This window comes from Brevundimonas sp. NIBR10 (assembly GCF_027912515.1).
Taxonomy (GTDB): domain Bacteria; phylum Pseudomonadota; class Alphaproteobacteria; order Caulobacterales; family Caulobacteraceae; genus Brevundimonas.
Window position 1 is genome coordinate 2,301,407 of record NZ_CP115464.1, and the last position, 26,887, is coordinate 2,328,293.

At 66.9% G+C, this 26,887-nt stretch carries 26 protein-coding genes; 20 read left to right on the forward strand and 6 right to left on the reverse strand.

Annotation, left to right across the window (positions count from 1 at the left end):
• The first annotated feature begins 2 nt into the window (after nucleotides 1-2).
• The 6 genes from O5K39_RS11275 to O5K39_RS11300 all read left to right on the forward strand — a co-directional run bounded on the left by O5K39_RS11275 (nucleotide 3) and on the right by O5K39_RS11300 (nucleotide 6,504).
• Complete coding sequence (locus O5K39_RS11275; protein ID WP_271143723.1) at nucleotides 3-1,487, forward strand: NADH-quinone oxidoreductase subunit M; 1,485 nt, start codon at nucleotides 3-5, stop codon at nucleotides 1,485-1,487.
• 7 nt (nucleotides 1,488-1,494) lie between these two features.
• Nucleotides 1,495-2,940 carry an NADH-quinone oxidoreductase subunit NuoN gene (gene nuoN / locus O5K39_RS11280; protein WP_271143724.1) on the forward strand — a complete coding sequence of 482 codons (1,446 nt, stop codon included), beginning with the start codon at nucleotides 1,495-1,497 and terminating at the stop codon, nucleotides 2,938-2,940.
• 1 nt (nucleotide 2,941) lies between these two features.
• Nucleotides 2,942-3,709, forward strand: a complete 768-nt coding sequence (locus tag O5K39_RS11285) for a biotin--[acetyl-CoA-carboxylase] ligase (RefSeq protein WP_271143725.1) — start codon at nucleotides 2,942-2,944, stop codon at nucleotides 3,707-3,709.
• Nucleotides 3,706-4,482: a type III pantothenate kinase gene (locus O5K39_RS11290; protein ID WP_271147145.1), complete on the forward strand. Its 777-nt coding sequence runs from the start codon at nucleotides 3,706-3,708 to the stop codon at nucleotides 4,480-4,482. Before O5K39_RS11285 ends, O5K39_RS11290 begins: the two co-directional genes overlap by 4 nt.
• Entirely contained in the window at nucleotides 4,483-6,159 is a 1,677-nt protein-coding gene (locus O5K39_RS11295; protein WP_271143726.1) for a ribonuclease J, read from the forward strand. It abuts the gene before it with no gap.
• Between the two features lie 93 nt (nucleotides 6,160-6,252).
• The gene (locus O5K39_RS11300; RefSeq protein WP_271143727.1) at nucleotides 6,253-6,504 is read left to right on the forward strand and encodes a DUF1467 family protein; all 252 of its coding nucleotides are present in this window, start codon (nucleotides 6,253-6,255) and stop codon (nucleotides 6,502-6,504) included.
• Between the two features lie 31 nt (nucleotides 6,505-6,535).
• Here the strand turns inward: O5K39_RS11300 and O5K39_RS11305 are convergent, their stop codons facing one another.
• Both O5K39_RS11305 and O5K39_RS11310 read right to left on the reverse strand, forming a co-directional pair.
• A complete protein-coding gene (locus tag O5K39_RS11305) occupies nucleotides 6,536-6,775 on the reverse strand; it encodes a DUF2188 domain-containing protein (protein ID WP_271143728.1) in 240 nt (79 codons plus the stop codon).
• 18 nt (nucleotides 6,776-6,793) lie between these two features.
• Entirely contained in the window at nucleotides 6,794-7,291 is a 498-nt protein-coding gene (locus O5K39_RS11310; protein WP_271143729.1) for a hypothetical protein, read from the reverse strand.
• A 172-nt stretch (nucleotides 7,292-7,463) separates the two neighbouring features.
• On the opposite strand from O5K39_RS11310, the gene O5K39_RS11315 reads away from it, so the two are divergent.
• The 14 genes from O5K39_RS11315 to O5K39_RS11380 all read left to right on the forward strand — a co-directional run bounded on the left by O5K39_RS11315 (nucleotide 7,464) and on the right by O5K39_RS11380 (nucleotide 18,236).
• Nucleotides 7,464-7,874 (forward strand): hypothetical protein, encoded by a 411-nt coding sequence (locus tag O5K39_RS11315; protein WP_271143730.1) that lies wholly within the window; start codon nucleotides 7,464-7,466, stop codon nucleotides 7,872-7,874.
• A gap of 24 nt (nucleotides 7,875-7,898) precedes the next feature.
• On the forward strand, nucleotides 7,899-8,429 hold the full coding sequence (locus O5K39_RS11320) for an RNA polymerase sigma factor (RefSeq protein WP_271143731.1): 531 nt from the start codon (nucleotides 7,899-7,901) through the stop codon (nucleotides 8,427-8,429).
• On the forward strand, nucleotides 8,419-8,757 hold the full coding sequence (locus O5K39_RS11325; protein WP_271143732.1) for a hypothetical protein: 339 nt from the start codon (nucleotides 8,419-8,421) through the stop codon (nucleotides 8,755-8,757). Before O5K39_RS11320 ends, O5K39_RS11325 begins: the two co-directional genes overlap by 11 nt.
• A 112-nt stretch (nucleotides 8,758-8,869) precedes the next feature.
• Nucleotides 8,870-9,256 (forward strand): DUF6249 domain-containing protein, encoded by a 387-nt coding sequence (locus O5K39_RS11330; RefSeq protein ID WP_271143733.1) that lies wholly within the window; start codon nucleotides 8,870-8,872, stop codon nucleotides 9,254-9,256.
• 29 nt (nucleotides 9,257-9,285) lie between these two features.
• Nucleotides 9,286-9,843: a sigma-70 family RNA polymerase sigma factor gene (locus O5K39_RS11335; protein WP_271143734.1), complete on the forward strand. Its 558-nt coding sequence runs from the start codon at nucleotides 9,286-9,288 to the stop codon at nucleotides 9,841-9,843.
• Nucleotides 9,833-10,246 carry a hypothetical protein gene (locus O5K39_RS11340; RefSeq protein WP_271143735.1) on the forward strand — a complete coding sequence of 138 codons (414 nt, stop codon included), beginning with the start codon at nucleotides 9,833-9,835 and terminating at the stop codon, nucleotides 10,244-10,246. The genes O5K39_RS11335 and O5K39_RS11340 overlap by 11 nt, the downstream gene beginning before the upstream one ends.
• A gap of 70 nt (nucleotides 10,247-10,316) precedes the next feature.
• Nucleotides 10,317-11,153: a 3-methyl-2-oxobutanoate hydroxymethyltransferase gene (panB, locus tag O5K39_RS11345; RefSeq protein ID WP_271143736.1), complete on the forward strand. Its 837-nt coding sequence runs from the start codon at nucleotides 10,317-10,319 to the stop codon at nucleotides 11,151-11,153.
• Between the two features lie 107 nt (nucleotides 11,154-11,260).
• Nucleotides 11,261-12,040 carry a tetratricopeptide repeat protein gene (locus tag O5K39_RS11350; protein ID WP_271143737.1) on the forward strand — a complete coding sequence of 260 codons (780 nt, stop codon included), beginning with the start codon at nucleotides 11,261-11,263 and terminating at the stop codon, nucleotides 12,038-12,040.
• Between the two features lie 29 nt (nucleotides 12,041-12,069).
• Nucleotides 12,070-13,506, forward strand: a complete 1,437-nt coding sequence (locus tag O5K39_RS11355; RefSeq protein ID WP_271143738.1) for a PQQ-binding-like beta-propeller repeat protein — start codon at nucleotides 12,070-12,072, stop codon at nucleotides 13,504-13,506.
• A gap of 32 nt (nucleotides 13,507-13,538) precedes the next feature.
• A complete protein-coding gene (gene der, locus O5K39_RS11360; protein ID WP_271143739.1) occupies nucleotides 13,539-15,152 on the forward strand; it encodes a ribosome biogenesis GTPase Der in 1,614 nt (537 codons plus the stop codon).
• A complete protein-coding gene (locus O5K39_RS11365; RefSeq protein ID WP_271143740.1) occupies nucleotides 15,149-15,517 on the forward strand; it encodes a TonB family protein in 369 nt (122 codons plus the stop codon). The genes der and O5K39_RS11365 overlap by 4 nt, the downstream gene beginning before the upstream one ends.
• A 133-nt stretch (nucleotides 15,518-15,650) precedes the next feature.
• A complete protein-coding gene (gene efp / locus O5K39_RS11370; protein WP_271143741.1) occupies nucleotides 15,651-16,220 on the forward strand; it encodes an elongation factor P in 570 nt (189 codons plus the stop codon).
• A gap of 103 nt (nucleotides 16,221-16,323) precedes the next feature.
• Nucleotides 16,324-17,130, forward strand: a complete 807-nt coding sequence (locus tag O5K39_RS11375; RefSeq protein ID WP_271143742.1) for an inositol monophosphatase family protein — start codon at nucleotides 16,324-16,326, stop codon at nucleotides 17,128-17,130.
• 65 nt (nucleotides 17,131-17,195) lie between these two features.
• On the forward strand, nucleotides 17,196-18,236 hold the full coding sequence (locus O5K39_RS11380; RefSeq protein WP_271143743.1) for a glycerophosphodiester phosphodiesterase: 1,041 nt from the start codon (nucleotides 17,196-17,198) through the stop codon (nucleotides 18,234-18,236).
• A gap of 6 nt (nucleotides 18,237-18,242) precedes the next feature.
• Here O5K39_RS11380 and O5K39_RS11385 read toward each other — a convergent pair whose 3' ends face one another.
• The 4 genes from O5K39_RS11385 to O5K39_RS11400 form a co-directional block, all read right to left on the reverse strand.
• Nucleotides 18,243-21,491 (reverse strand): S41 family peptidase, encoded by a 3,249-nt coding sequence (locus O5K39_RS11385; protein ID WP_271143744.1) that lies wholly within the window; start codon nucleotides 21,489-21,491, stop codon nucleotides 18,243-18,245.
• A 79-nt stretch (nucleotides 21,492-21,570) separates the two neighbouring features.
• Nucleotides 21,571-23,994, reverse strand: a complete 2,424-nt coding sequence (locus O5K39_RS11390; protein WP_271143745.1) for a penicillin-binding protein 1A — start codon at nucleotides 23,992-23,994, stop codon at nucleotides 21,571-21,573.
• Nucleotides 23,995-24,469: 475 nt separating this feature from the next.
• Nucleotides 24,470-25,135 (reverse strand): exonuclease domain-containing protein, encoded by a 666-nt coding sequence (locus tag O5K39_RS11395; protein WP_271143746.1) that lies wholly within the window; start codon nucleotides 25,133-25,135, stop codon nucleotides 24,470-24,472.
• 38 nt (nucleotides 25,136-25,173) lie between these two features.
• A complete protein-coding gene (locus O5K39_RS11400) occupies nucleotides 25,174-26,757 on the reverse strand; it encodes a DUF5605 domain-containing protein (RefSeq protein WP_271143747.1) in 1,584 nt (527 codons plus the stop codon).
• Nucleotides 26,758-26,887 lie beyond the last annotated feature (130 nt).

Below are 26,887 nucleotides of genomic sequence, written 5' to 3' on the forward strand. Positions count from 1 at the left end.
CCGTGCCGGCTATTCTGAGCATCGTCACCTTCCTGCCGCTGGTGGGTGCCGCGATCCTGCTGATCGCGCGGTTGATAGCCAAGTCAGCGGACGCCGCCGCCCCGGCCGCACGCTGGATCGCGCTCGTCACGACGCTGGCAACGCTGGCGGTGTCAGTCGTGCTGACGGCGACGTTCGATCAGTCGAACCCCGGCTATCAGTTCGTCGAGATGCACCAGTGGTTCGCGGGAGCCAGCTATCATCTCGGCGTCGACGGGATCTCGATCCTGTTCGTGCTTTTGACCGCCTTCCTGCTGCCGATCTGCATCGTGTCGAGCTGGAAGTCGATCGAGACGCGCGTCGTCGAATACATGATCGCCTTCCTGGTGCTGGAGACCCTGGTCATCGGGGTGTTCACCTCGCTGGACCTGTTCCTGTTCTACATCTTCTTCGAGGGCACCCTGGTGCCGATGTTCCTGATCATCGGCATATGGGGCGGGGCGAACCGGATCTACGCCTCCTACAAATTCTTCCTCTACACCCTCCTGGGGTCGGTCCTGATGCTGCTGGCCATGCTGTGGATGGCCTATGACGCCGGCACGACCAGCATTCCGGCGCTGAAGGAACACGTCTTCGATGCGCGCTATCAGCCACTGCTGTGGTTGGCCTTCTTCGCCTCGTTCGCGGTCAAGATGCCGATGTGGCCGGTCCACACCTGGCTGCCCGACGCCCACGTCCAGGCCCCGACGGCAGGTTCGGTGATCCTGGCCGGCATCCTGCTGAAGCTGGGCGGATATGGCTTCATCCTGTTCAACGTGCCGATGTTCCCGGTCGCGTCCCAGATGTTCCAGCCGCTGGTCCTGACCCTGTCGGTCATCGCCGTGGTCTATACGTCGCTGGTCGCTTTCCGGCAGACGGACATCAAGAAGCTGATCGCCTATTCCTCGGTCGCCCACATGGGCTTCGTGACCATGGGTATCTTCGCCGGCAACGCCCAGGGGATGCAGGGCGCGGTGTTCCAGATGCTGAGCCACGGCCTGATCTCGGGCGCGCTCTTCCTGTGCGTCGGCGTCGTCTACGACCGGATGCATACGCGCGAGATCGCCTTCTACGGCGGCCTGACCCAGCGGATGCCCTGGTACGCGGCCATCTTCCTGATGTTCACCATGGCGAATGTCGGCCTGCCGGGAACGTCGGGTTTCGTCGGCGAAATCTTGACCATGACCGGCGCCTATCAGGCCTCGACCTGGGCGGCCTTCGTGGCAGCCAGCGGTGTGATCTTGTCGGCGGTCTATGCCCTGACCCTGTATCGCAACGTCATGTTCGGCGAGATCAAGAACCCGGCCCTGGCCACGATCACCGACATCGACAAGCGCGAGCTGCTGATCTTCGTGCCCCTGATCGTCGGGACGATCTGGCTGGGCGTACAGCCGGACCTGGTGCTGAACTATACCGCCGCTTCCGTGGACGCCGTCGTCGGCGCCTATACTGCCGCGACGGGCGGGTGAGAGACTGATGCCTGATATCTTCACCGCAATGCACCTGGCCGCGCCCGAGCTGACGCTCGCGATCGGCGCACTGTTCCTGCTCGTGCTGGGCGCCTTCATCGGCGAGAAGTCGGCCCGGCTGATCTCGATCCTGTCCGTCGCGCTGTTGATCGCCGGCGCGGCCGTCGCCGCCAACGGCCCGCTGGGTGCCGCGTTCAACGGGGCCTATGTCGCCGATCCCCTGGCGGTCTATGCCAAGGTCCTGATCTATCTGGCCTCGGCCATCGCCGTCATCCTCGGCGGCGGCTGGATGCAGCGCACCCGGATCGCCCGCTTCGAATTTCCGATCCTGATCGTGCTGGCCTCGGTCGGGATGAGCATGATGGCATCGTCCGGCGATCTGATTTCGCTCTATGTCGGCATCGAACTGCATTCGCTGGCCCTGTATGTGCTGGCCGCCTTCCACCGCGACGACCTCAAGGCGTCCGAGGCGGGGCTCAAGTATTTCGTGCTCGGTGCCCTGTCGTCGGGGCTGCTGCTCTACGGGGCCAGCCTGATCTACGGCTTTACCGGGTCGATGCGGTTTGAGGACATCGCCGTCGTGGCCGCACAGGGCGATGTCGGCCCCGGCCTGATCTTCGGTCTGGTCTTCCTCATCTGTGGCCTGGCGTTCAAGGTCTCGGCTGCGCCCTTCCACATGTGGACGCCCGACGTCTACGAAGGCGCTCCGACGCCCGTGGTGGCCCTGTTCGCCACCGCGCCCAAGGTCGCGGCCATGGTGCTGATCGCGCGGACCCTCATGGGGCCGTTCGGCGAGATCCATGACCAGTGGGCCCAGGTCCTGGTGCTGATCGCCCTGATCTCGTTCGCGGTGGGGTCGTTCGGGGGGCTGGCCCAGAAGGACATCCAGCGACTGCTGGCCTATTCGTCGATCGTCAACATCGGCTACGCCGTGCTGGGCATCACGGCCGGGACCACGGTCGGCCTTCAGGCCATGCTGATGTTCATGACCCTGTACGTGATCGACCAAATCGGGTTCTTCGCCATACTGCTCAGCCTTTCGAAGGGCGGGCGGCCGATCCGCAGGATCGCCGATCTGGCGGGGCTCAAGCAGGACCGGCCGGTGACGGCGATCGCCATCACCGTGCTGTCGCTGTCGGTGCTGGGCATGCCGCCGTTCGCGGGTTTCTGGTCGAAATACTACGTCTTCGGCGCGGCGGCGCAAGAAGGCTACTGGATGGTCGGGGCCGCTGGCCTGGTCGCCTCGGTCGTGGCCGCCTTCTACTATCTGCGGATCATCAAGCTGATGTGGTTCGACGCGCCGGTGGACGCCGTGGCGACCGACCCCGCGCCGGTCGAGGCCAAGGTCATCGGCTGGGTCGCCGCCGCCTTCTCCTTCCCGCTGGTGATCGTGGCCCTGATCTGGCTCGAGCCCCTGACCAAGGCCGCCTCCGTGGGCTTCGGGGCCGGGTGAGGTGGCGCAAGCCCCCTCGATCCTGATCCTCGAAGACGTCGATTCCACCAATGCGGAGGCGCGGCGACGCGCAGAGGCCGGACAGACCGGGCCGCTGTGGATCGTCGCGCGGTGTCAGGGCGAGGGCAGGGGGCGTCGCGGCCGGGCCTGGGTGTCGGAGACCGGCAACCTCTACGCCACCCTGCTGACCACCACACGCAAGGCTCCGGCCGAGGCGGCCCAGGTCACCTTCGTCGCCGCCCTTGCTGTCGCCGATCTGATCTGCACCTTCGTGCCGGCGCCACTGGTCACGATCAAATGGCCCAACGACGTGATGATCGAGGCCGACAAGGCCGCAGGAATCCTGGTCGAATCCGGAGCGCACGATACGGGTGGCCTGTGGCTGGCGGTCGGAATCGGGGTGAATCTCGCGCACGCACCGTCAGGAACGGAACGACCTGCCACGGCCATCGGCGGGCATCTCAAGGGCGAGGTGCGCGCCGCGCCCACCGTCGCCGAAGCGATCGAGGTGCTGGCCCACCATTTCGCGATCTGGATGGACCGGTGGGATACGCTCGGGTTTCAACCGATCCTCGACGCCTGGGTGGCGCGCAGCCGAGGTCTGGATCAGGCCTGCACCGCGCGCCTGGGCCATGAAACGGTCTCAGGGATCGCCGATGGGGTCGCGGCGGACGGTTCTCTGCGCCTGAAGCTGGCCGACGGCTCGATGCGGCTGATTTCGGCCGGTGACGTCTTCTTTGGCTCGGACATCCCTGGAAAGGCCGCCTGATGCTGCTCGCCATCGAACAGGGCAACACCAACACCATGTTCGCCGTTCACAACGACGTCGAATGGATCGCCCAGTGGCGCACGGCGACCGAGGCCAATCGCACCGCTGACGAATACGCCGTCTGGCTGACCCAGTTGCTGCACATGAACGGCCTCGGGTTCGAGGACCTGGACGGCTGCATCATTTCCAGCGTCGTGCCGCAGTCGATCTTCAACCTGCGCAACCTGTCGCGGCGCTACATGAACGTCGAGCCGCTGATCGTCGGCGAGAACGCCAAGCTCGGCATCGAGGTGCGGATCACCAAGCCGACCGAGGCGGGGGCCGACCGTCTGGTCAACGCCATCGGGGCCCATCTGACCTATCCCGGCGACCTGCTCTTGATCGATAGTGGCACCGCCACCACATTCGACGTGGTGGCCGCCGACGGTGCCTTCGAGGGCGGCCTGATCGCGCCGGGCATCAACCTTTCCCTTCACGCGCTGCACGAGGCCGCCGCCAAGCTTCCGCGCATCGCCATCCAGAAGCCCGAACGGGTCATCGGCAAGGACACGGTCCAGGCCATGCAGTCCGGGGTCTTCTGGGGATATATCGCCCTCATCGAGGGGCTGGTGGACCGTATCAAGGCCGAGTGGGGTGCACCCCTGACCGTGATTGGCACCGGCGGCGTCGCCTCCCTGTTCGAGGGCGCCACAACAAGCATCGACCGGTTCGATCCGGATTTGACCATCCGCGGCCTGCTGGAAATCTGGCGCCGCAACGCAACGAAAGACTGAATGAAAAAGAACCCTAACGACGAACTCGTCTTCCTGCCGCTGGGCGGCTCCAACGAGATCGGCATGAATCTGAACTGCTACGGCTATGGGCCGGAGCATGCGCGCGAGTGGATCATCGCCGACGTCGGCGTGACCTTCGGCGATCCGTCCACGCCCGGCATCGACGTGATCGTGCCCGATCCGTCCTTCCTCGAGGGCGAGAAGATCCGCGGCATCGTCCTGACCCACGCGCACGAGGACCATATCGGCGCGCTCGGCTGGCTGTGGACGCGGATGAAGGCGCCGCTCTATGCCACGCCGTTTACCGCCTATCTGATCCGCGAGAAGCTTCGCGAGGCGGGCATCCTGAATCAGGTGCGGATCATCGAGGTGCCGCTGAACGGCAACGTCGATCTGGGCCCGTTCCAGATCCAGATGATCACCATGACCCACTCGATCGCCGAGCCGAACGGCCTGGCCATCCGCACGCCGCTGGGGACCGTGTTCCACACCGGCGACTGGAAGATCGATGACGGCCCCGTGGTCGGCGAAGTCACCGACGCGGCCGCCATCACCGCGCTCGGCGACGAGGGCGTGCTGGCCATGGTGTGCGACTCGACAAACGTCTTCTCCGAAGGCTATGCCGGGTCCGAGACGGGCGTGGCCGAGGAACTGGACACCCTGATCGGCAGCCTGAAGCACGGCCGGATCGCGGTCGGATGCTTCGCCTCCAACGTCGCCCGCATGGACAGCGTGATCCGCGCGGCCGAGAAGCATGGCCGCCGCATCTTCCTGGCCGGCCGGTCGATGAACCGCATCACCGCCGCCGCCAAACACGTCGGGATGCTGTCGGACATCAAGAAATTTCTGTCCGACGACGAGGCCCGTCACTGGCCCGCCGACGAGATCCTGTACCTCTGCACCGGCAGCCAGGGCGAACAGAACGCGGCCCTGGCCCGCGTGGCCTCGGGCACCCATCCGACGGTCAAGCTGGGTCGCGGCGACCACTGCATCTTCTCCGCGCGGGTCATCCCGGGCAACGAACTGTCGATCGGGCGTTTGCAGGACCGTCTCGCCGAACGTGGGGTGCGGCTTTATACCGAGAAGGACCACCCGGGCATCCACGTCTCTGGCCACCCCTGCCGCGCCGAACTGCGCCAGATGTATGCCTGGGCCCGGCCGACGATCGCCATCCCGACGCACGGGATGCGGCGCCACATCGCCGAGCACGCCTTGCTGGCCACCGAACTGGGCGTGCCCCAGACGGTGACTCCCCGCAACGGCGACATGGTCCGTATCGCGCCGGGCCCGGCCGTCATCATCGACGAGGTGCCCAACGGTCGCCTGTTCGTTGACGGCGGGATGCTGGTCCCCGAGATGGGCGAGGCCCTGCGCGAGCGTCGTCACGCCTCGACCAACGGCATCCTGGTGGTGTCGTTCGCCATGGACCGGAACGGCAAGATCGTCTCTGACATCGACGTGCGCGGCATTGGCCTGCCCGGCGATGACGAGAACCCGCTGGGCGACGCCCTGGACGATCTGGCCGAGCGCGCCGAACAGGCCGTCAACAGCCTGAAGGGCGAGGCCCGTTTCGATGACACGGCGGTGGAGATGGCCGTCGGCCGCGTGCTCAAGAAGGGCTCGCAGCAGATCTGGGACCGCCGCCCCATAGTCGAGACGGTCATCCTGCGCCTCTGATCCGCACATGGTGTCGCAGGACACCGGGGTGATGCTGGCCCACGTCCGGAAACGGGCGTAGGGCTGGCGCGCTCGTTTTCAGGATAAGCCCCGATGCCTATCGGCCCGATCACCATGATCGCTATCTACATCACCGTCTGGTGGACGGTGCTGTTCGCCGTCCTGCCCATCGGCATGGCCCAGCAGGATCAGTCGCCGCCGACGGACGGGTCCCAGTGGGGTGCCCCGGCCGATCCCAAGCTCAAGAAGAAATTCATCACGACCACGTGGGTTTCGGTGATCGTCTGGGCCGGGATCATGCTGACCATCTGGACCGGCTGGCTGCCCTTGCCCCGGATGGGATAATCTCTTCTCCCTTGGCGGGAGCAGGAAGGGTCTAACCCTCCACGCTCGTCTCAGGCCGGTCATGGCCGTCGGCGCGTTCGGTGATCCAGGTGCCGGTCGGGTCGGCATATTCGATGAAGGCGGTGCGGTCGGCGACGCGCTGTTCGCCGGCGGCCTTTACCGCAGCGGCGCGGGCAGCGTCGTGGCTGGGGAAGGTTTCCGAGAACGTGTCGCCCAGCTTGTAGGCCCAGCCGCCGTCATGTTCGACGATGCGATAGGTGACGTGGCTCATGGCGAACTCCTGTTGAACTCAGGCGGTAACCATAGAGGGCGTCTTGGGTTTCAGGAACCGTAGCTGGAAGAAGACGCCGACGACCAGGATGACCAGCAGGGTGAGCTGGAACGCGACGACCAGTGGGGCCTGGGGACTGTCGGCGATCGGACTGTCGGCGGGCAGGCGGGTCAGAGTCTCGGTGACGCTGGGCAGGAACAGGGTGAAGGCGCTGGTCGACAAGGCCGTGGTTTCGATCCACCAGCGGTGTCGGGCCAGGGCAGAGACATATCCGATCGTGGAGCCCACGATCAGCGAGCCGAGCGCGAGGATCGAGATCAGCACGCCCGGCGGGTCGCGGATCACGATGACGCCCGAGATCGCCCCGATGAACATGAAGACCAGATAGGCCTTGCCCATCGCGGTCCCGGGCACGATGCGGCCATGGCGGACCAGCAGGTACAGGGCCAGCGGGATGGCGGGCAGGCTGCCCAGGGTATGGAACCAGCCGATGGCGGAAAGCTGAGGCAGCAGCATCGCATTCTCCCGTGTTGGCGCATGGGCAGTAAGCGTTGCTGTGGCAGGGTTGTCGAGGCTCGGCGAACGGCTGTCGATGAAAGTGATCGGCACCTGCATCCACCGGGCGGGTCGGCGACGACTATCCTGTGAATGACGGGGCGATGGGCCCGGTCCTAAGGGGTACACGACGATGGAAGACCTGTTTCGATCCTATTGGTGGCTGCTGTTCCCGCTGAGCTGGTTTGTCATCCAGGCCTTCTCCAGCCTGATGAACTATTTCCGGCACAAGGACGTGCTGAAGACGATCAAATCCTATGCCGATCAGGGCAGGGAGCCGCCCGAGGCCCTGCTGGCCCAGCTGGAGCGTAACGAGAGCACCGAGCGCTGGAACAACGGCGACGGCTGCGGCACGCCCAACGGGGCGGGCAACCTGTTCTCGACCGTGCTCTTCGGCGTCATGGCCCTGGGCTTCGGCTATGCGGCAGCGACGGACATGATGGGGGCGGGCGAAGCCTTCCTGGTCGTGGCCTTCGTGATGGGAGCCCTTTTCGCGGCCTTCCTGGTCTCGACCCTCGTCGGCCGACGCCGCGACCCCTCGTGACGGGCCCGGTCGTCGGTGGGGGGGATGATGACGGACGCCGATCTGGTCCGGGCGGCCCGCGGCGGCTCGGACACGGCCTTCGCCCGGCTGGTCGAGCGTCATCAGGCACCGGTGCGTGGCTTCCTGAGGCGGACGCTGGGCAGTGGCTGGGCCGAGGCGGACGATGTGGCGCAGGAGACCTTTCTGGCGGCCTGGGCTTCGCTGGGGCGGCTCAAGGATCCGGATGGGGTGCGGTCCTGGCTGTGCGGCATCGCCTGGAGGAAGGCGCAGGATCGCATCCGCTCGGCGCGGCGTTCGGCGGCGCGGGACCATGCCTGGCTGGACGAGGCCGAGACGCCGGCCGGGATCTCGGCCGAGGACCGGATGGCCATGGCCGCTGCGATGGCCGAACTGGCCCCCGACGTCCGGGCCTGCGTGGCCCTGTGTCTGGCCGACGGGTTTTCGCACGGGGAGGCGGCCGGGGTTCTGGGCTTGCCACTGGGCACGGTGAAGTCGCATGTTGCGCGGGGTCGGGCGCGGCTCCTGAAAGCGCTCGGAGGATCCGATGACGCCTGAACAGAAACTGGCCCTGATGCTGGCCGCAGATACGCCCCGGACGCCCGACCGGGTGTTCGTCGCCGAGGTCGCGCGCAGGGTCGCCCTGCGCCGTGCGATCATGACGGTTCTGGCGCTCGTCCCCTGGGCGGTGGCCGCAGCAGCCCTGCTGTGGGCCCTGCGTCCGGCGGTGGCAAAGCTGTCCGGAGAACTGGCGTCCACCCTGGTTCCGGCTCTCGGGCCGGGTGTGGCGACGGTCGCCCTGGCAGGGGCGGCTCTGGCGGGGGCGCTGTTGGTCGATCCGGGCCTGAGGCGGCGGGTTGGGCGGGTTGCGTTCGGCGCGCGCTGAACCTTACGAAAGTTTCACGGCCCAGCCTGCATCCGCCGGAGCCCGTCGCCGCCTCTTGTCATCATAAGGCCGGAGCATCAGGCGTCGGCCAGGACATCAAAGGGGTTACACCATGGAAGAACTCATTCCGATCGCCTTCTTCGCCATGATCGCAGGCATCGCTATCGTTCCCGGCTATCTGAAGCATCGGGAGCGCAAGGAAATGCAGGCGACCCTGCGCGCCTCGATCGAAAAGGGTCAGCCCCTGCCGCCCGAGGTCATCGAGGCCCTGTCAAAGGAAGGGGTCAAGGCACCGCCAACGGCCCATAGCGACCTGCGGGTCGGGGTCATCCTGCTGGCCGTCAGCATCGGCGTCGCCCTGTTCGGCTATGCCTTCACCTTCATCAGCGGCTTCGAAGAGTCCAAGGTGTCGGTGCCGATCATGGGTCTTTCCGCCATCCCCGGCATGGTCGGTCTGGCCTTCATCATCCTCAGCGCCTTCAACAAGAACAAGGGCTGAGCCCGGTCTGAGACAGGGGGAAAGCTGTCATGACCAAACCTCTGCACGACCTTCACGATGTCGAGCTCGCCGCCCTTGCGGCGGCGGGCGGACGTCGCGAGTTCGGCGAGCTGGTGCGGCGTCACGGTTCGGCCGTGCGAGCCCTGCTGCGCCGGATGGGGGCCCAGGCCTCCGAGGCCGACGACGTCGCCCAGGACGCCTTCCTGACCGCCTTCCAGCGGTCGGCCGAATTCCGGGGCGAGGGCACCTTCGCGGCCTGGGTCAAGCGGATCGCGGCGCGTCAGTACCTGAAGCGCAAGTCCCGGGATGCCCGCTATGTCGCCGAGATCGAGAGCGAGGAAATGGCCCCGGCCGTCGATACGCCCGGTCTGGTCGACCTGGACGAAGCGCTGAAATCGCTCAGCGAAACGGAACGCCTGTGCGTTTCCCTGTGTCACGGGGCGGGAATGTCCCACCCCGAAATCGCGGCCGCCATGAATCTGCCGCTCGGTACGGTGAAGTCTCATGTCAAACGTGGTCTGGATAAACTCCGCGCCCGGCTCACGCCGGAACCGGCTCAGTACGGGAGGGCGGCTCATGTCGTCTGACGAGTTCGATCCCATGATCGAGCGGCTGTTCGCCCGAACGCCGCAGATGCCCGACGCGTCCCTGTTCGCCGCTGATGTGGAGGCGAAACTGGCCTCCGGCTCAAGGGTCAGGACTTTGGCGCTGACGGTGGCGGGGCTGGTCGGCGGCTGTATCGCGGTGCGCGAATCGCTGAACCTGGACTTCACCCTGTCGCCCGCCGGAGCCTCCAGCCGGGCGTTAGGCCAGGGGCTCCAGAACGTCAGTGCCGATGCGAGCGGGGCGATCCGGGGAGTCATGGATCAGTTCGGCCTGGCCGATCTCTCGCTTGGGTCCATGGGCGGGATGCAGCTGTTCTGGATCGCCACCGGTGCCCTGGTCGCCCTGGCCGCCGCCGGGGTGGTGAGGTTGTCGCAAGAGACCTGATCGGCGCGGGGACGGTCGACGGGGCGGGCCCCAGCCCCTATCTGTCCGCCGAAGCAGACGGGGAGGGCCGATGTCCAGCCAGGTTCAGGACACCATCAAGCGGATCACCGCCCCCGACATCCGGGCGAGGAAGGGCGGCGAGCCGATTGTCGTCCTGACCGCCTATGACGCGCCGACCGCCGCGATCATGGACCCGCACTGCGACGTCCTTCTGGTCGGCGACAGTCTGGGCATGGCCGTCCACGGCATGACCTCGACCGTCGGCGTCACCCTGGAGATGATGATCCTGCACGGCCAGGCCGTGATGCGCGGTGCCAAACGGGCCATGGTCGTCATCGACATGCCCTTCGGCAGCTATGAGGCGGGCATGGAGACGGCCTATGCCAACGCCGTGCGGGTCATGAAGGAAACCGGCGCACAGGCCATCAAGCTGGAGAGTGGCCCGACCGCGCCGGCCACCATCGAATACCTGGTCAAGCGGGGTATCCCGGTCATGGGCCATGTCGGCCTGCTGCCTCAGTCGATCAACATCGACGGATCGTTCAAGGCCAAGGGCCGCGACGAGGCCGAGCGCGCCCGCATCCTGCAGTCCGCCCATGACACCGCGAACGCCGGTGCCTTTTCGGTCGTCATCGAAGGCGTCGCCGAGAGCCTGGCCCGCGAGATCACCGAGGCGATCGACAAGCCCACCATCGGCATCGGGGCCTCGGCCGCCTGCGACGGTCAGGTGCTGGTGACGCCCGATATGTTGGGCCTGTTCGACTGGACGCCCAGGTTCGTGCGCAAATATGCTGATCTGCGCGGTGAAATCGACCGGGCAGTGGCCGGATACGCCGCCGATGTGCGCGCCCGCCGTTTTCCTGCCGAAGTCGAGACCTACTTCTCCAAAAAGCCGGCTTCGCCGTAGCGCCTTCCTTCGACGGGAGAGTCGTTGCGGGGAGGGGAGCGAGCCTCTAGGGTCCGCGCCGATTGGCTATCTGCGTATCTGGCCGGCGATGTGGGGCGACGTTTTTCGTGGTTGATGTCTTTGAAGAGGTCGAGGAGGAGCTTCGCTCCGCCCGTTACGCGCGTCTCGCCCGCACCTGGCTGCCCATCGTGGGCGGCCTGCTGCTGCTGGCCCTGATCGCTGCCCTGGCCTGGTGGGGCTGGGATTCGTACCAGAACTCGCAGGCCGACAAGGCGTCGCTGGCCTATGAGCGCGGCGTCGAGGCGCTTTCGTCGGGCAACAACGCGGGTGCCAAGGCCGCGTTCGAGGAATCGGCCAAGGTCGGCAACGGCGCCTACAAGGCCCTGGCACTGCAACAGCAGGCCGGTCTGGCCGAGGCCGCCAACAATCCGACCGAGGCCATCCGTCTGTTTGACGAGGCGGCCAAGGCCTCCAGCGATCCGATCCTGGCCGATGTGGCGCGTCTGAAGGCCGCCTATCTCGTCATGGACACCAATGCGCCCCTGGCCGACATTGAGGCCCGTCTGACGCCGCTGGCCGAGGAAGATCGTCCTCAGCGGCCGTTCGCCCAGCTCGCGCTCGGCATGGCCCGCCTTCAGTACGGCAAGACCGCCGACGCCCGTTCGTCCTTCGTCCAGCTGACGCTGGGCCAGGACGTGCCCGACGCCGTGCGCCAGCTGGCCCAGACGGCGATCGAGACCATCGATTCCGGTTCGGCCGTGAACATCAACGACATCACCAAGGCCCAGGCCGCCCTGCCGCCTGTGCCGCAGATGACGCCTGAGCAAATGCAGATGCAGGCCGCCATGGCTCAGGCCGCGCAACAGCAGCAGGCACCCGCCCAGTGACCACCGCGACCCCCTCGACCGGAGTGCGAATGCCCGCCCTGAACCGCATGCTCAAGATCGCCCTCGTCGGCGGCGTGGCGCTGAGCGTCGCCTCCTGTGCGGCACAGCGGGCGATGCTGCCGTTCGGGCTGGGTGGCAAGGAAGAGAACACCGCGATCGCCACCGAGGGCCAGCGGATCTCGGTCCTGGAGTTCGAACAGCAGCTGGCCCCGTCGGCCGCCCTGTCGGGTCGCGACTTCTTCCTGCCGGGTCCCCAGGCCGCGACGGCCTGGCCCGTCCCCGGCGGCACGATCGAGAACTCGGTCGAACACGTCATCGCCGCGCCCGAGTTCGCCGTCGCCTGGAAGCGCGACATCGGCGCAGGTTCGTCCAAGACCAGCCAGGTCATGGCCCCCATCGTGGCCGATGGCGGCAAGGTCTTCGTGCTGGACGGCGATTCGACCGTCACGGCCGTGGATTCCGGCTCGGGCGAGATCCTGTGGAAGCATAACGTCAAGCCGGACGAGCGCGAGCGCGGCGGCGGCATCCTGGGTTTCGGCATCGGGCGTGGCGGCGGTCAGGTCTCGGGCGGCTTCGGCGGCGGCGTCGCCGTCGGCGGCGGCAAGGTCTTCGTGGCCTCGGGCTATCGCACCATGTCGGCGCTGGACGCCGCGACCGGCGCGGTGCTGTGGACCGTGCGTACGGATGTTCCCCTGCACGGCGCACCGACGGTCGCCGGGGCCCGGGTCTTCGTCGTCGACATCGACAACCAGATCATCGCCTTCGACACCGCCACGGGCCAGCAGAGCTGGTCCTATCGCGGCATCGCCGAGCCCGCCCGGATCATGCGCGCCTCCTCACCCGCCGTCAGCGGCGACACGGTAATCGCACCGTTCTCGTCCGGCGAAGTCGTCGCCCTGCGCGCCTCCAACGGCCAGGCCGTCTGGAACCAGGTCCTGTCGCGCTCCAGCCGGACCAGCGCCCTGTCGGAAATCCGCGACATCGCGGGTCGCCCGGTCATTTCGCGCGGCTTTGTTTATGCGGTCAGCCACTCGGGCATGATGCAGGCGATGGACATCCGTTCGGGCCAGCCGAAGTGGTCCTTGCCGGTCGCCGGCGTCAATGCGCCCCTGCCGGCCGGTGACGTGGTCTATGTCGTGTCCAAGTCGGGCGAGCTGACCCTGGTCAATCGCGATACCGGCGGCGTCTACTGGACCAAGGATCTGAACGTCGGCCGGGTGCGCCAGGAAGGCGGCCTGTTCGGCTTCTTCGACCGCACCGTGCGGCCGGAATGGTCGGGTCCGATCCTGGCGTCCAACCGGCTGGTGCTGGTCAACTCGGACGGCGAGGCCGTGGCCTTTGATCCGAAGACGGGCCTCCAGACCGCCTCGATCAACCTGGGCGGTCCTGCCTATGTCGCGCCTGCGGCCTATAACGGTGCCCTTTACGTCCTGACGGACCGGGGCGAACTCGTCAGCATCCGCTGACGAACCCTGCTTTTTAAGTTAGAACCGCCGACATGGCATTGAAGGTCGCCATCGTCGGCCGCCCCAACGTGGGCAAGTCGACCCTGTTCAACAGGCTGGTAGGCAAGCGCCTGGCGCTCGTCGACGATCGCCCGGGTGTGACTCGCGACCGGCGCTATGCCGACGGCAACATCGGCGATATGGACCTGACGCTGATCGATACCGCAGGGTACGAGGACGTCAGCGACGACAGTCTGGAATCGCGGATGCGCGAACAGACCGAGCTGGCGCTGGAAGACGGCGACCTGATCCTTTTCATGATGGATGCGCGCGAGGGCGTGACCTCGCTGGACACCATCTTCGCCGATCGCCTGAGGAAACAGCACAAGCCCGTCATCCTGTTAGCCAACAAGTCCGAGAGCCGCGAATCGGGCGGCGGCGTGGGCGAAGCCTATGCCCTGGGCTTCGGCGAGCCCGTTGCCATCTCGGCCGAGCACGGCGAGGGGATGGCCGATCTCTATGCCGCCATCGTCGCGGCTAGCGCCGACATCTTCATCGAAGAGATCGACGAGCCCGACAAGCCGATCCGCATCGCCATCATCGGCCGTCCCAACGCGGGCAAGTCCACCCTGATCAATCGTCTGATCGGCGAGGACCGGATGCTGACGGGCCCCGAGGCCGGGATCACGCGCGATTCGATCTCGGTGGACTGGGAATACGAAGGCCACAATATCCGGCTGGTCGACACCGCCGGGATGCGCCGCAAGGCCCGGGTGCAGGAGAAGCTGGAGAAGCTGTCGGTCGCCGACACCATCCGCGCGATCAATTTCGCCGAGGTCGTGGTCCTGATGATGGACAAGGACAACGCCTTCGACGTCCAGGACCTTCAGCTCGCCGACCTCGTCGAGCGCGAGGGGCGGGCGATCGTCTATGTCGCGTCCAAATGGGACCTCGAAGAGGAGCCCCAGGCCAAGATGGCCGAGCTCAAGTCCCTGGCCGAGGAAAAGCTGTCGCAGCTGAAGGGTACGCCTTTCGTGGCCCTGTCAGCGCACAGCGGGCGCGGCGTCGAGCGGCTGATGCCGGCGGTGCTCAAGGCCTATGAGACCTGGTCGGTCAAGGTGAAGACCAAGGACCTCAACGACTGGCTGGCCCTGGCGACCCAGAGGCATCCGCCCCCCGCCGTGGACGGCAAGCGGATCAAGACCAAATACATGGCCCAGACCAAGGCCCGCCCACCGACCTTCGTGCTGTTCGCCAGCCGGGGCGGGGCCCTGCCCGAGCACTACATCCGCTATCTGACCAACTCCCTGCGCGAGAGTTTCGACCTGCCGGGCACGCCGCTGCGGCTGACCGTCAAGGGCGGGTCGGAGAACCCCTATGCCTCGGGCGGTGCCAAGTCCGGCCCCGAACGCTACAAGGGCGACGCCAAGACCGCACCGCGCAAGGTCCGCAAGAAGGCAGAGGAAGAGAGCCACCTGCCCGGCAAGGCTCTGGAGCAGAAGAAGACCCGCGTCGCCAAGCCGCGCGTCATCTCCGCCGTCAAGAACAGCGCCTCCAAGAAGGCCGGCTCCTCGGTGGCCATCCAGAAGGGCGCGCGCGGCGGCGCCAGGCAGGTGTCGCGGTCGGGCCGTGTGCGGACGGGCCAGAAGCACGTCCCGAAGAAATGACGAGGTTCCGTCTCGGGTTGCTGGCTCTGCTACTGGCAGGACAGGGATGTGCATCCGAGCCGACCGCAGCATGGAACCCGGCTGTCTGGGCTCGCAACATCACGCCGCAGGACGTCCGTGCCAACTACCCGGCCGCCGCTCGGGCCGAAGGAGTTTCAGGTGAGGTTGTCCTGCGCTGCCGCACCAATTCGATGGGTGAGATGACCAATTGCCGGATCATGAGCGAGACTCCATCTGGCCATGGATTCGGCTCGGTGGCGCTACACCTCAGCGAGATCATGGCGATGCGGACAGACGTCCCAACCTTTAAATCAGACACGACGTTTCAGTTCGGCGTGAGCTTCAATCCGCACCAAGAACGTTAGTCGCAGCGTCCTGAGCTCTGAATCCGGCCCGTTCACATCCATCATCGCCACGCCTTGCCCTTTCCAGCGCCGTCCTCTAGGGATCGCGCCCACTTTCGCGTGCCCCTCGGCCGCGTCCAGACCCAGTGATCCCATGGCGAAAATCAACGGCAACACCATCAAGCCCGGCATGGTGATCGAGCACAACAAGGGCCTGTGGGTCGTCACCAAGGCCAGCCACGTCAAGCCCGGCAAGGGCGGTGCCTTCGCCAACGTCGAGGCCAAGAACCTGGAGACCGGCAACAAGCTGAACGAACGCTTCCGGTCCGAGGACAAGGTCGAGCGCGTCACGCTGGAACAGAAGGAGTTCTCCTACCTGTACGAACAGGGCGACGCCCTGGTCTTCATGGACGACGAGAACTACGAACAGACCGAGCTGCAAAAGGACTGGGTCGGCGAGGATCGCGTCGCCTATCTGCAGGACGGCATGAAAGTCACCATCGAACTGCACGAAGGTCGCCCCATCGGCCTGTCGCTTCCCGATCAGGTCACCCTGACCGTCGCCGAGACCGAGCCGACCGTGAAGGGCCAGACGGCCTCGTCGTCCTACAAGCCCGCCATCGCCGATAACGGCGTCCGCATCATGATCCCGCCCTATATGGGTCCGGGGGAGCGCATCATCGTCGACACGACGACGGGCGAATACGTCCGCCGCGCGGAATAGTCCGAACCCCTTTTTACGACCGGAGGCGCATGTCGCGCCCCTGCCAACTTCTCCGACGGTCCGGGCGACAGCTTTTCAAGGACCGGCGGACCAGGAGATCCCCATGGCCCTCGCCTCCGCCCTCGTTTCCGTCATCATCGACGCGGTTCGCAAGACCGCCCGGCCCATGCTGCGCGACTTCGGCGAGGTCGCGCACCTGCAGGTGTCTCGCAAAGGCCCCGGCGACTTCGTCACGGCCGCCGACATCAAGGCCGAGGACACTCTGTATGAGCTGCTGATGAAGGCCCGTCCGGGCTACGGTTTTCTGGGCGAGGAGCGCGGCATGATGGAAGGGACGGACAAGTCCCACACCTGGATCGTCGATCCGATCGACGGCACCACCAACTTCATGCACGCCATGCCGCATTTCGCGATCACGGTCGGCTTGCAACGCTATGCGCCGGACGGCTCGTCCGAGATCGTCGCGGGCGTCACCTACAACCCGATCATGAATGAGCTGTTCTGGGCCGAGAAGGGCAAGGGCTGCTATCTGAACGACCAGCGCATCCGGGTCGCCGGGCGTCGTGATCTGTCGGAAAGCCTGATCGGCACCGGCCTGCCCTTCATCGGCAAGACCGGCCATGCCCAGACCATCAAGGACATCCACGCCATCAGCCAGCGTACGGCCGGCATCCGCCGTCTGGGCTCGGCGGCGCTGGATTTCGCCTGGGTCGCCTGCGGTCGCTACGACGCCTATTTCGAGCGTAACCTGAAGCCCTGGGACGTGGCGGCGGGCGTGCTGTTCGTCACCGAGGCGGGCGGCACCGTGACCACCATCGACAACGACGGCGATCCCAAGACCGGCTCGTCGATCCTGGCGTCCAACACCGAACTGCATCCGCAGTTGCGCAAGATCTTGCAGGCCGCCTAGATTCCTCTCGGACAAGTCGCGGGGAGCGGTCACCAACCTGTCGTGGCGCTGCGCTAGGCAAGGCCATGACCCGAGCCCTCGTGACCGCCGTCCTTCTGCTGTTGATGGGAACGCCCGCCCTGGCCCAGGTTCATCCCCTCGTGATCGCCCATCGCGGTGCCTCGGGCGAGCGGCCCGAGCACACGCGGGCGGCCTATGAGCTGGCCATCGACCAGGGCGCAGATTTCATCGAGCCCGACCTGGTAATGTCGAAGGACGGCGTCCTGATCGTTCGGCACGAGAACGAGATCGGCGGCACGACCGACGTGGCCTCGCATCCGGAGTTCGCTGACCGTCGGCGGACCCGTCTGGTCGACAGTCAGTCCGTCACCGGCTGGTTCACCGAGGACTTCACCCTGGCGGAGCTGAAGACGCTGCGGGCGCGGGAGCGGCTGCCAGAGCTGCGGCCAGGCAACGCCACGTTCGACGGCCACGAACCGATCCTGACCTTTCAGGAGGTGATCGACATCGCCCGATCCGGGTCGATCCGGACGGGTCGGACGATCGGCGTGGCGCCCGAGCTCAAACATCCGAGCCATTTCCGCGACCTGGGTCTGGACATGGTCGCGCCGTTCGTCGCGGTGCTTCAGGACAACGAGCTGACCGACAAGGATGCCCCCATCCTGATCCAGTGCTTCGAGGTCGGGGCGTTGAAAGACCTGCGACGGGCCGGGGTCGCCGCACCCCTGCTGCAACTGATCGCCGCCGGTCAGAGCCCGTCCGATGTGCAGACGCTGTTGCAGACCGTCATGACCTCGCCGTCGGGCCTTTCGGACATCGCGACCTATGCCGACTGGATTGGCGTCGAGACGACGCTTATCGAGCCGCGCGACGAGACGAGCGCTGCCCAGCCGGCGACGTCCCTGATCGCCGACGCCCACGCAGCCGGGCTGAGGATTGTCGGCTGGACCTTTCGGGCTGAGAACGTGTTCCTGCCGAAGGGCGATCGTCGCGGCGTCCTGTCCGCCCAGCACGGCGACCTGACCGGCCAGCTCAGGCGGCACTATGCCCTGGGGATCGACGCCGTGTTCAGCGACTTTCCCGGCCTCGCCGTCGCCGCTCGCTGAGCCGGACTACTGGGTCGAGGTCGGCGCCGCAGGGGGACCGTTGAGCAGGACCGCCACCGCGGCATCGAGCTGGGCGTCCACCCCGGCACCGGTCTCACCGAGCGGCCGTTCCACCACGATGTCCACCGGGCGGGGGTTCATCTCCATGTCGTCGCCGGCGATGCCCTGGATGCGGGTCCCGGGCGTGCGCAGGGTCGAGCCGTCGATCAGCCGCTCTCCGCCGGTGAAGATGATCCAGCCCGCCGTTGGCTGGCCGACCACCTTGCCGAGGCCCAGGGCGCGGTATCCTTCGGTGAAGTCCTCGGCGTCGGACAGGGACGATTCATTGGTCACCAGCACGGTCGGCAGGTCGAGCGCCCGCTGCCCCAGGGCCTGACGCCCCGGCATCGAGAACAGGTCCCGTGGCGTCATGGTGAGGAAGTTCCGGCGCGAGAAGACGTCCAGGGCATAGCCGTTGACGAAGCCGCCGTTGTTGTTGCGGATGTCGATGACGACGCCCTGCTTCGACTGGTTCTGGGCGTCCAGGTCCAGATACAGCTGGTTCAGCGACCCCTCGGACATGTCGGGGATGTGGACGTAACCGAGCCGCCCGCCCGAGACCCGCTCGACATAGGCCCGGCGATGGTTGACCCACTGACGGTAGACCAGACCCGCCGCCGCCGAGGCGGAGACCGGGCGGACCACGGCGTCGCGACGGCCCGTGGTGCCCTCGATGCCGAGGACGGTACGGCGCCCGACCTGATTCTGGAGCAGGGCGTCAAGGTTGGTCGAGGGGGTGATGGCCGTGCCGTTGACGGAGACCAGCCGCTCGCCGGTCCTGATCGTGCCCTCGATGAAGGCGGGGCCCAGGGTGACGACTTCGCGGACGACCAGACCACGTCCGGCCTCGGACGCCTCGCGGTCGTAACGCAGGCCGATGTCGCCGATGCGGTCGGAGCCGGGGCCGCCCGCAGGTCGGCCGATGCCGCTGTGCGAGGCGTTCAGTTCACCGATCATCAGACTGATGACCCGGCGCATCTCGTCCGACGTCCGCGCCCCCGCGACATAGGGCTGGTACTGGGTGCGCAGGGCGGGCCAGTCTTGGCCATTGAAGTCGGGGTCGAAGAAGACCTGGTTCAGGATGGTCCAGGCCTGGTCGAACACGGCCATCTTCTCGCGCGAGAAATCGACCTCCATGGACGCGGCGATGGCCGTGGCCTTGGGCCGGGGGTTCTCCAGCGGGCTGGAGATGACCGTACCGCCCTCCAGATAGACCAGGGTCTTGCCGTCCTTCGTCAGGGCGAAGTCGGCCTTGGGCCGGGTCGTGGTGGTGAGCTGCTGGGCCACCGGCGGTTCGGAGGCCAGTTCGTCGATGGAGTAGGAATACAGATTCTGCTGGCCGCGCTCGCTGGCGCGGAACACCAGCGTCTTGCCATCGTCGCTGATGACCGGGGTGTCTGCGTTCAGGCCCAGCGGCAGGATGGTGGCCCGCTCGCGGATGCCGTCATAGACGATGGCGACCGAAGGCTTGGCCGGCTGGGTCGAGGGGCCGGGGGGCGTGGCGGGCGTCGCGCCCTCGGCCGGGGGCGTCTCTTCGGGCTTCGCCGGATCGAACAGGCCGCGGAACTGGTCCTCGCGGTATTTGGGAACGTTGGGCAGGAGGTCGACGCGGACGATGCGCGAATCCTCGGTGCGCTGGGACGTGTCAAACAGGATGAATCTGCCGTCCGGGGACCAGGCGACGCCGCCCAGCTGGCCATTGGCGAGGAAGGTGATCGGCCGGGCTTCGCCGCCGGCGGCCGCGACGACGTGCAGATTGGTGAAGGAGCGGCGATCCACGACCGGGAAGGCGATGTTCAGGCCGTCGGGAGACCAGACCGGGCGGGGGCCGCGCTCGTCGGTGGCCAAGGCACCGGTGAACAGGACGCGGTCCGTGGCGGGCTTTGCGGGCGTCGGGAGGGTCAGCAGGCGCAGTTCGCGGTTGTTGAGCACATAGACGGCGGACTTGCCGTCGGGAGCCCAGGCCAGGGCCGAGGCGATGCCGGGGCCGGTCAGGACGGTCTCGGTCAGGGCGGCGACGTCGTAAGTGGCGACGACGCGGTCGAGGCCGCGCTCGGAGACGTAGAGCAGCTTGCGCGAGTCGGGCGACCAGACGACCTCGCGCTCGGCCGCCACGGTGGTGGTGATGCGCTGGGCGGGGCCGCCGTCCTTCAGCGAGGCGGCGAACAGTTCGCCCCGGGCGATGACGGCGACCTTCTGGCCGTCGGGCGACAGGGCCATGCGGTCGAAACTGGTCAGGGGCAGGATCCGCGAGCCCTCGGCCGCCGGGCCGCCGCGCAGGGTGATCGGCACGGCCGCCGCCAGGCCCGTCGCGGGGTCGAGCCGCCAGATGCCGAACTCCCGCTCGAACACGATGGCCGAGCCGTCAGCGGCGATCGACGGATAGAGGACGCGGCCGGCCTTGAAGTCGGTCACAGCCTGGGCCGCGCCGCCCGCTGAGGGGATGCGCCACAGGTTCTCGGTGCCGGACTTGTCGCTCATGAAATACAGGGTCTGGCCGTCGGGGGTCCACATCGGCCAGGCATGACGGGCGTCGTCGTCGAGCAGGCGGCGATAGGCCCCGTCCTGGGCCACCCCCTTCACCCAGATCTCGCTCTGGTCGATATGGGACGAGCCGTTGCGCCACCACTGGCCGTTGGAGAAGCCGCGCGCCATCAGGGCGATGGACTGGCCGTCGGGGGAGGGGGCGGCCTGGAACTCGGAGAGGTATTGTTCGCGGCTGACCTCCAGCGGGGTGCCGCCGGAGGCGGCGACGCGGAAGATGTCGGGCTGGCGGCCCACGTCGTTGATGGCCGAGGCGAAGTAGAGCCATTTACCGTCGGCGGACCAGGCGTCGAGCTCTTCGTTGGCCTCGGCATAGGTGACCCGGGTCACGACGCCGGTCGTCAGGTTCAGGACATAGATGTTGGCCTGGCCGCCCCGGGTCGAGGTGAAGGCCAGTGACTGGCCGTCCGGCGAATACAGGGGGCGGCCCTCGGTCGCCGCATCAGTGACCAGCAGTCGGGCGACGCCACCGGTGGCCTCGACCTCCCAGACGTCACCTCCGGAGACGAAGGCGATCATCGAGCCGTCGGCGGACAGGGACGGCTCGGCGAGCGACTGGCGGGCCTCGACGGAGGTTGAGGTCGGGGCTGCCGTCTGGGCCAGCGTCAGGGTTGGGCCCGCTGCGACGACACCCGCCATCACCCACGCCGCCGCGCGCATCGTCCAGTTCATCCGCCCACCCTCTCGAAAGCCACGACAATCAGCTTCGCAGGCGGGGCGCGGAAGGCAAGACGGTCAGGCGGCCATTGACCTAATAAAGACCTTCGAGGTCCTGGGCCGGGGCCTTGGTCGGGGGTGGGGGCGCGGACGGCGGCGGGGCGGTGGGGCCCTGGGGCGGGGCAGCGTTGAGCTCGTTGCGGATCACGTCGTCATAGGTCTGGGGGCCAACGGGGGCGGTGGGGTCGCGCGGGGCCTCTTCCTCGCGGGCACGCTCGGTGCCGGGACGGAAGGCCTCCTCCACACCACGCACGGTGCGGAAGATGGCGTTGCGCGGCCGCACGAAGGGGCGGGCGGGGCGTTCCTTCAGGGCCGCCTGCATGAACTGGTTGAAGATCGGCACCGGGGTGGTGGCGCCTGTCTCGCCGGACCCCAGGGAGCGGTTGTCGTCGAAGCCGATGAAGACGCCGACCACGATGTCGGTCGAGAAGCCGACGAACCAGGCCGAGCGGTAGTCGTTGGTCGTGCCGGTCTTGCCGCCGATCCAGCGGCCCAGGCCCCGGGCGCTGGCGGCCGTGCCGCGCTGGACCACGCCCTCGAGCATGGACGAGATCTGATAGGCGGTGATGGGGTCGATGACCTGGGTTCCGCGCGCCTGGAGGCGGGGCGATTCCTGGCCCGAGAAGCCGCGTCCGCACTCACGACAGTTGCGGCGATCGCCGCGATAGATGGTCTCGCCGTTCCGGTCCTGGATGTATTCGATCAGATAGGGATCGACGCGGCGGCCCCCGTTGACGAAGGCTGAATAGGCGGCGGTCAGGCGATAAGGCGTGGTCTCGCCGGCACCCAGCGACACCGACAGGTTGGGCTGGAGGTTGTCCGAGACGCCCATCTTCTTGGACAGTTCCACGACCTTGTTCATGCCGACGGCGTTGGCCAGGCGGACGGTCATGACGTTGCGCGACAGCTCAAGGCCCCGCCGCAGGGTCTGGGGGCCGTAGTATTCGCGGCTGTAGTTCTCAGGGCTCCAGCGGCCGCCGTTGGCACCGCCCGCGAAGCTGATCGGGGCGTCCAGCACGATCGAGGCGGGGGTGAAGTCGCCGCTTTCCAGCGCCGTGGCATAGACGATGGGCTTGAAGGCCGAGCCGGGCTGGCGCTCGGCCTGGGTCGCGCGGTTGAAGCTGCTGAGGGCGTAGGAATAGCCGCCGACCATGGCGAGCACCCGGCCCGACTGGGGCTCGATGGCGACCAGGGCACCGTTGACGGCGGGAATCTGTTTCAGGGCGTACTGGCCGCCCTTCTTCTCCACGAAGATCAGGTCGCCGCGCTTCAGGCCGCGGGTGGCGTTGGCCCAGGACACGTCGGCGCCGATCAGGCTGCCGGTCTCGCCAGTGCGGGCCGTGACGATCTGAACGCTGCTTCCAGCGGCGGCGGTAACGGCGGCGGCTTCCCAGGCGCGGCGTTCGGGCGGAGCGGTCTTCTTCAGAGCGTCGGCCTGCCAGCCGTCGGCGAGGTCGGTCGTGCCCCAGGCTCCGCGCCAGCCGTGGCGGCGGTCATAGTTCTCGAGCCCGGTCATCAAGGCGTCGCGGGCCGCCGTCTGGAGCGAGGGGTCCAGGGTGGTGCGCATATAGTAGCCACCAGCGTTCAACTGGGCACCGACATCGGGGTTGGCGGCGGCGATCCGGCGGGCCTCTTCGACGAAGAAGTCGGCGTCCTGGTACTGGGCGCGTTTGGGGGCGTCCTGGGTGACCAGGGGGCGGGCGCGCAGCTCGGTCAGGTTGGCCCCGTCCAGCCAGTTGCTCTGGTCCATCTCGCCCAGGACCCAGTCACGGCGGCCCTTGGCGGCGCCGGGATGGCGCTTGGGATGGTAGTTGTTCGGGCCCTTGGGCAGGGAGGCGAGGAAGGCCGCCTCGTCCGGGGTCAGCTGGGCCAGGGACTTGCCGAAATAGTTGTAGGCGGCCGAGGCGACGCCGTAGCTGCGGTAGCCCAGGAAGATCTCGTTCAGATACAGTTCGAGGATCTGCTGTTTCGACAGGGTGGCTTCCAGGCGGCTGGAGAGGATGGCCTCCTTCAGCTTGCGGCCGATGGTCGATTCATTGGTCAGCAGGACGTTCTTGGCCACCTGCTGGGTGATGGTCGATCCGCCCTCGAGCCTGCGACCAGCGACGGCGTTGAAGATGTTCTTGAACATCGCCCGGCCCAGGCCCGATACGTCGATGCCGCCGTGGGAGAAGAAGTTGCGATCCTCGGCCGCCAGGAAGGCGTGGATCACCGGCTGGGGGATCTGGTCATAGGTGACGTAGATGCGGCGCTCGTCCGAGAACTCGCCGATCAGGGTGCCGTCGCCGGCATAGACGCGCGTCGCGGTCGGCGGACGATAGTCGGCCAGGTCCGAGGCGTCGGGCAGGTCATGGAACAGCCAGGCGGCATAGATCGCCACCACCAGCCCGGCCAGCGCGATCGCGCCGAGCAGGCCGATGCCCGCTATCACGAACCAGCGTTCGGCAACCTTCACCATCGACTCCGGAATACCCTCAGTGGATCGGGTTTAGACCGCGCCGCCGGGCAATCAAAGGGGCGGTGAGACGCCAGTCCCAGGATACGGCGTAAAAAGCACTTCGTCGAACAGTGTTCTGCAAGCCATCCCCGGTTTCCGAGCGGTCGGCACCGCATGGCATCCCGGGAGTCCGGACTCAAAAAACAGAGTCCGAAGAGTCCGAAGGGTCCGGAGAGTCCGGACTCAAAAACAGAGTCCGGAGAGTCCATTGAGTCCGTTGAGTCCGGACTCTACCGGGAGCGGCAGAGGTGCGAGATGTCAAAGACCGAGAGGTGCATCCTAACACGGGTGGGACCCCAGGCTTGCCGAAGGGGGCCGATGTCGCATCAATCCCTTGCCGTGCAACGGATTGGGCGGTCGAAGTTTGAAACCTGGGGTCGCCATAGCAGCCAGATTCAGGCCTGTGCCCGCCGTTCGATCTCGGCGCGGGCGGCGGTCAGGACATCGGTGTCCATGTCGGACTGGCCGGCCATCCAGCGCAGATAGTCGTCCGGCACCTGGGCCCAGGGTTTGCGGCGGTGCTTGCCGAAGGGAACGGTCTCCACGTCGCGGGGGCGTTCGACCATTCGATCATCTGTTCGATCGAGGCGGTCTTCATCAGGTCGATCAGGGTGTGGGCCGTGACCCAGGCGTCGGGGCCGGCGCGGTGGGCGGGGTCGGCCAGGGCCGGGTCGTGGCGATGGCCGCGCCAGTAGCGCAGCACCTGGTTGGAATGGCCGGGCGCGTCGGGCCAGACCTGTTTGGCGCTGCGCAGGGTACAGATCCACGGCAGGCCGCCATGGGCCGTGTCGGCGATGAAGCCGCGTTCGAACCGGGCCGAGTGGGCGACCATGACGTCGGCCGGGCCGCAGGATGCGAACATCTCGCGCAGGGCGTACTCATCGCAGTGCGGATCGGCTTCGCAGAAGTGATCGGGCGTCAGGTGATGCACGGCCATGGCGTGGAACGAGATCTCGCCCCTGGGCCGGAACAGTTTCGCCACCGGGGGCAGGGCGGTCCAGCCACCGTCCGACCCTTGAACGACATCGACGATCCCGACCTCGATGATCTCCGAGGTCCGATCCCCGCCGGTGGTTTCCAGATCGACGACTCGCAGGCGCATGGTGCGGATATAGGCTGTGTCAGACGTTGTGCGACCCGTCAGGCCGCGCGCTCAAGACGGACTGCCATCCAGGGCCGGCCCGGCAGGGTGATCTTCGGCCGGGCGGGGTCGTGGAAGAAATATTTGGTGCCCTCCTTCTTCGACAGTGTGAGGATGCCGGGCTGGCGGGTGATCCTCATGTTCCAGGTGTCGATGACATCCACGTGGAACCGTTCGCCGCCGGTGATGCCGTCGCGGGGCACGTCGATCGCCCACTCCGTCGGGGTCTCATCGCCGAAATAGCGCAGGTAGTACTGGCCGGGCACCCCGCCGAGATGCTGGTCCCACCATTTGTCGATCGGCTCGATCCCGGGGCGAGGGCCGGCCTCCATGATCGATTTCAGGAAGGCCAGACGCGGCCAGCTCGCGCCGCGCAGGGTGCCGCCCTCGCCGAGCCAGAAGCCGCCGGCGACCGGGAAACATTCCGAATGGCCGACATAGGTTCCCGCGACCAGACCGTGCCAGAAGGCGCGGACCATTTGCTGACCCGTCAGATTGCCCCAGCGTTCGTCGAGCGATCCTTCGTAACAGACCTCGTCGAAGATCACCGCCTTCTTCCAGACGCTGCGGTATGTTTCGGCGGTCGCGTCATTGAGCACCGCCGAGCCGTTCTGGATGCTGGAATGGGTCACCCAGGGCTTGCCGTTGTCATACAACACCCTCCAGTTGTGGATCGAGCGCAGGCGGCCATAGGGGTCGTGGTCGCGGACCACCTGGAACAGCCGATCCCAGTCCGCCTCGGTCTTTGATTTCAGGATGTCGTATTCATTGGCCAGCGACCACCAGACATTGCGACAGGCTGCCAGTCGTGCGGTGACGTAGCGCACGTAACGATCGTCATCCTCGGCCTTCATCTCGTCCAGCCCGAACTTCCCGTCGTAGGGATGGAACAGGATCAGGTCGGCCTGGATGCTCAGTTCGCCCAGTGCGCCGACGCATTGCTCCAGCCGCCGGAAGAAGGCGGGGTTGAACGTCGCCGGATCCCAGTCGCGATCGCCGTCTCCCGTACGGGCAAAGGGGAAGAGGGCCTCGTTGGTGGTCAGCGAGGTGTTCGGAAACACCAGCATGCGGATCTTGTTGAACGGCGCAGTGCCAAGCGTCGCCAGCGTCTCCTGCCGCCTTGCCGGCGGTTGATGCGTCCAGCCGTAGCTGGTGGTGCCGACCTGTCGGAACGGGGTGCCGTCGGCGTGGGCGAAATGATAGCCGGCGGTCACGCCGACGGGGCCATGGTTCTCACCGGTGGCAGGTCCGACCTCGACGACGCCTTCCTGGCCGTCCAGGGCGGCCTGATCGCTGCGGGTCCGCCAGCGCCATTCGCCCGTCTCAGGCGGAGAGAACCGTATGCGCCAGACGTCTTCGCCATCGTAGAACCCCGGGTTGACGAGGGAGGTCGCGCCCTGGCTGAACACCGCCTCCAGCCGGACGTCGAACGGACGGGAGCCGGCGGGGGCCGTCAGGACGATCTCGTGCAGGCCCCAACGCTGGATCGCGATCGAGGCCACGGCGGCGGTTCCCCCTGCAAGGGCGGCTGCACTCGCGGTCATGACGGTCAGCGTCTCGCGTCGCGTGATCCCGGTCTTCATGGCGTTCCCCTGGCTCGCGTCTAGCGCGTTGACAACAAGGCTGGACGTCACGGGTCTTCGCCGCAAGTCAGGCACCGATATCGAAGAGGACAGAGCGCCTGAACGGACGACCGCAGGGCAACGCCAGGTC

Bases quoted from the DNA above. Each gene is read 5' to 3' on its own strand.
- O5K39_RS11400 (WP_271143747.1), bottom strand. From the start codon at position 26,757: ATGAAGACCGGGATCACGCGACGCGAGACGCTGACCGTCATGACCGCG.
- O5K39_RS11320 (WP_271143731.1), top strand. From the start codon at position 7,899: ATGATGACGGACGCCGATCTGGTCCGGGCGGCCCGCGGCGGCTCGGAC.
- O5K39_RS11380 (WP_271143743.1), top strand. From the start codon at position 17,196: ATGACCCGAGCCCTCGTGACCGCCGTCCTTCTGCTGTTGATGGGAACG.
- O5K39_RS11375 (WP_271143742.1), top strand. From the start codon at position 16,324: ATGGCCCTCGCCTCCGCCCTCGTTTCCGTCATCATCGACGCGGTTCGC.
- panB (WP_271143736.1), top strand. From the start codon at position 10,317: ATGTCCAGCCAGGTTCAGGACACCATCAAGCGGATCACCGCCCCCGAC.
- O5K39_RS11325 (WP_271143732.1), top strand. From the start codon at position 8,419: ATGACGCCTGAACAGAAACTGGCCCTGATGCTGGCCGCAGATACGCCC.
- O5K39_RS11355 (WP_271143738.1), top strand. From the start codon at position 12,070: ATGCCCGCCCTGAACCGCATGCTCAAGATCGCCCTCGTCGGCGGCGTG.
- O5K39_RS11330 (WP_271143733.1), top strand. From the start codon at position 8,870: ATGGAAGAACTCATTCCGATCGCCTTCTTCGCCATGATCGCAGGCATC.
- O5K39_RS11340 (WP_271143735.1), top strand. From the start codon at position 9,833: ATGTCGTCTGACGAGTTCGATCCCATGATCGAGCGGCTGTTCGCCCGA.
- O5K39_RS11300 (WP_271143727.1), top strand. From the start codon at position 6,253: ATGCCTATCGGCCCGATCACCATGATCGCTATCTACATCACCGTCTGG.
- efp (WP_271143741.1), top strand. From the start codon at position 15,651: ATGGCGAAAATCAACGGCAACACCATCAAGCCCGGCATGGTGATCGAG.
- O5K39_RS11385 (WP_271143744.1), bottom strand. From the start codon at position 21,491: ATGAACTGGACGATGCGCGCGGCGGCGTGGGTGATGGCGGGTGTCGTC.
- O5K39_RS11310 (WP_271143729.1), bottom strand. From the start codon at position 7,291: ATGCTGCTGCCTCAGCTTTCCGCCATCGGCTGGTTCCATACCCTGGGC.
- O5K39_RS11315 (WP_271143730.1), top strand. From the start codon at position 7,464: ATGGAAGACCTGTTTCGATCCTATTGGTGGCTGCTGTTCCCGCTGAGC.
- O5K39_RS11295 (WP_271143726.1), top strand. From the start codon at position 4,483: ATGAAAAAGAACCCTAACGACGAACTCGTCTTCCTGCCGCTGGGCGGC.
- O5K39_RS11305 (WP_271143728.1), bottom strand. From the start codon at position 6,775: ATGAGCCACGTCACCTATCGCATCGTCGAACATGACGGCGGCTGGGCC.
- O5K39_RS11335 (WP_271143734.1), top strand. From the start codon at position 9,286: ATGACCAAACCTCTGCACGACCTTCACGATGTCGAGCTCGCCGCCCTT.
- O5K39_RS11365 (WP_271143740.1), top strand. From the start codon at position 15,149: ATGACGAGGTTCCGTCTCGGGTTGCTGGCTCTGCTACTGGCAGGACAG.
- nuoN (WP_271143724.1), top strand. From the start codon at position 1,495: ATGCCTGATATCTTCACCGCAATGCACCTGGCCGCGCCCGAGCTGACG.
- der (WP_271143739.1), top strand. From the start codon at position 13,539: ATGGCATTGAAGGTCGCCATCGTCGGCCGCCCCAACGTGGGCAAGTCG.
- O5K39_RS11395 (WP_271143746.1), bottom strand. From the start codon at position 25,135: ATGCGCCTGCGAGTCGTCGATCTGGAAACCACCGGCGGGGATCGGACC.
- O5K39_RS11390 (WP_271143745.1), bottom strand. From the start codon at position 23,994: ATGGTGAAGGTTGCCGAACGCTGGTTCGTGATAGCGGGCATCGGCCTG.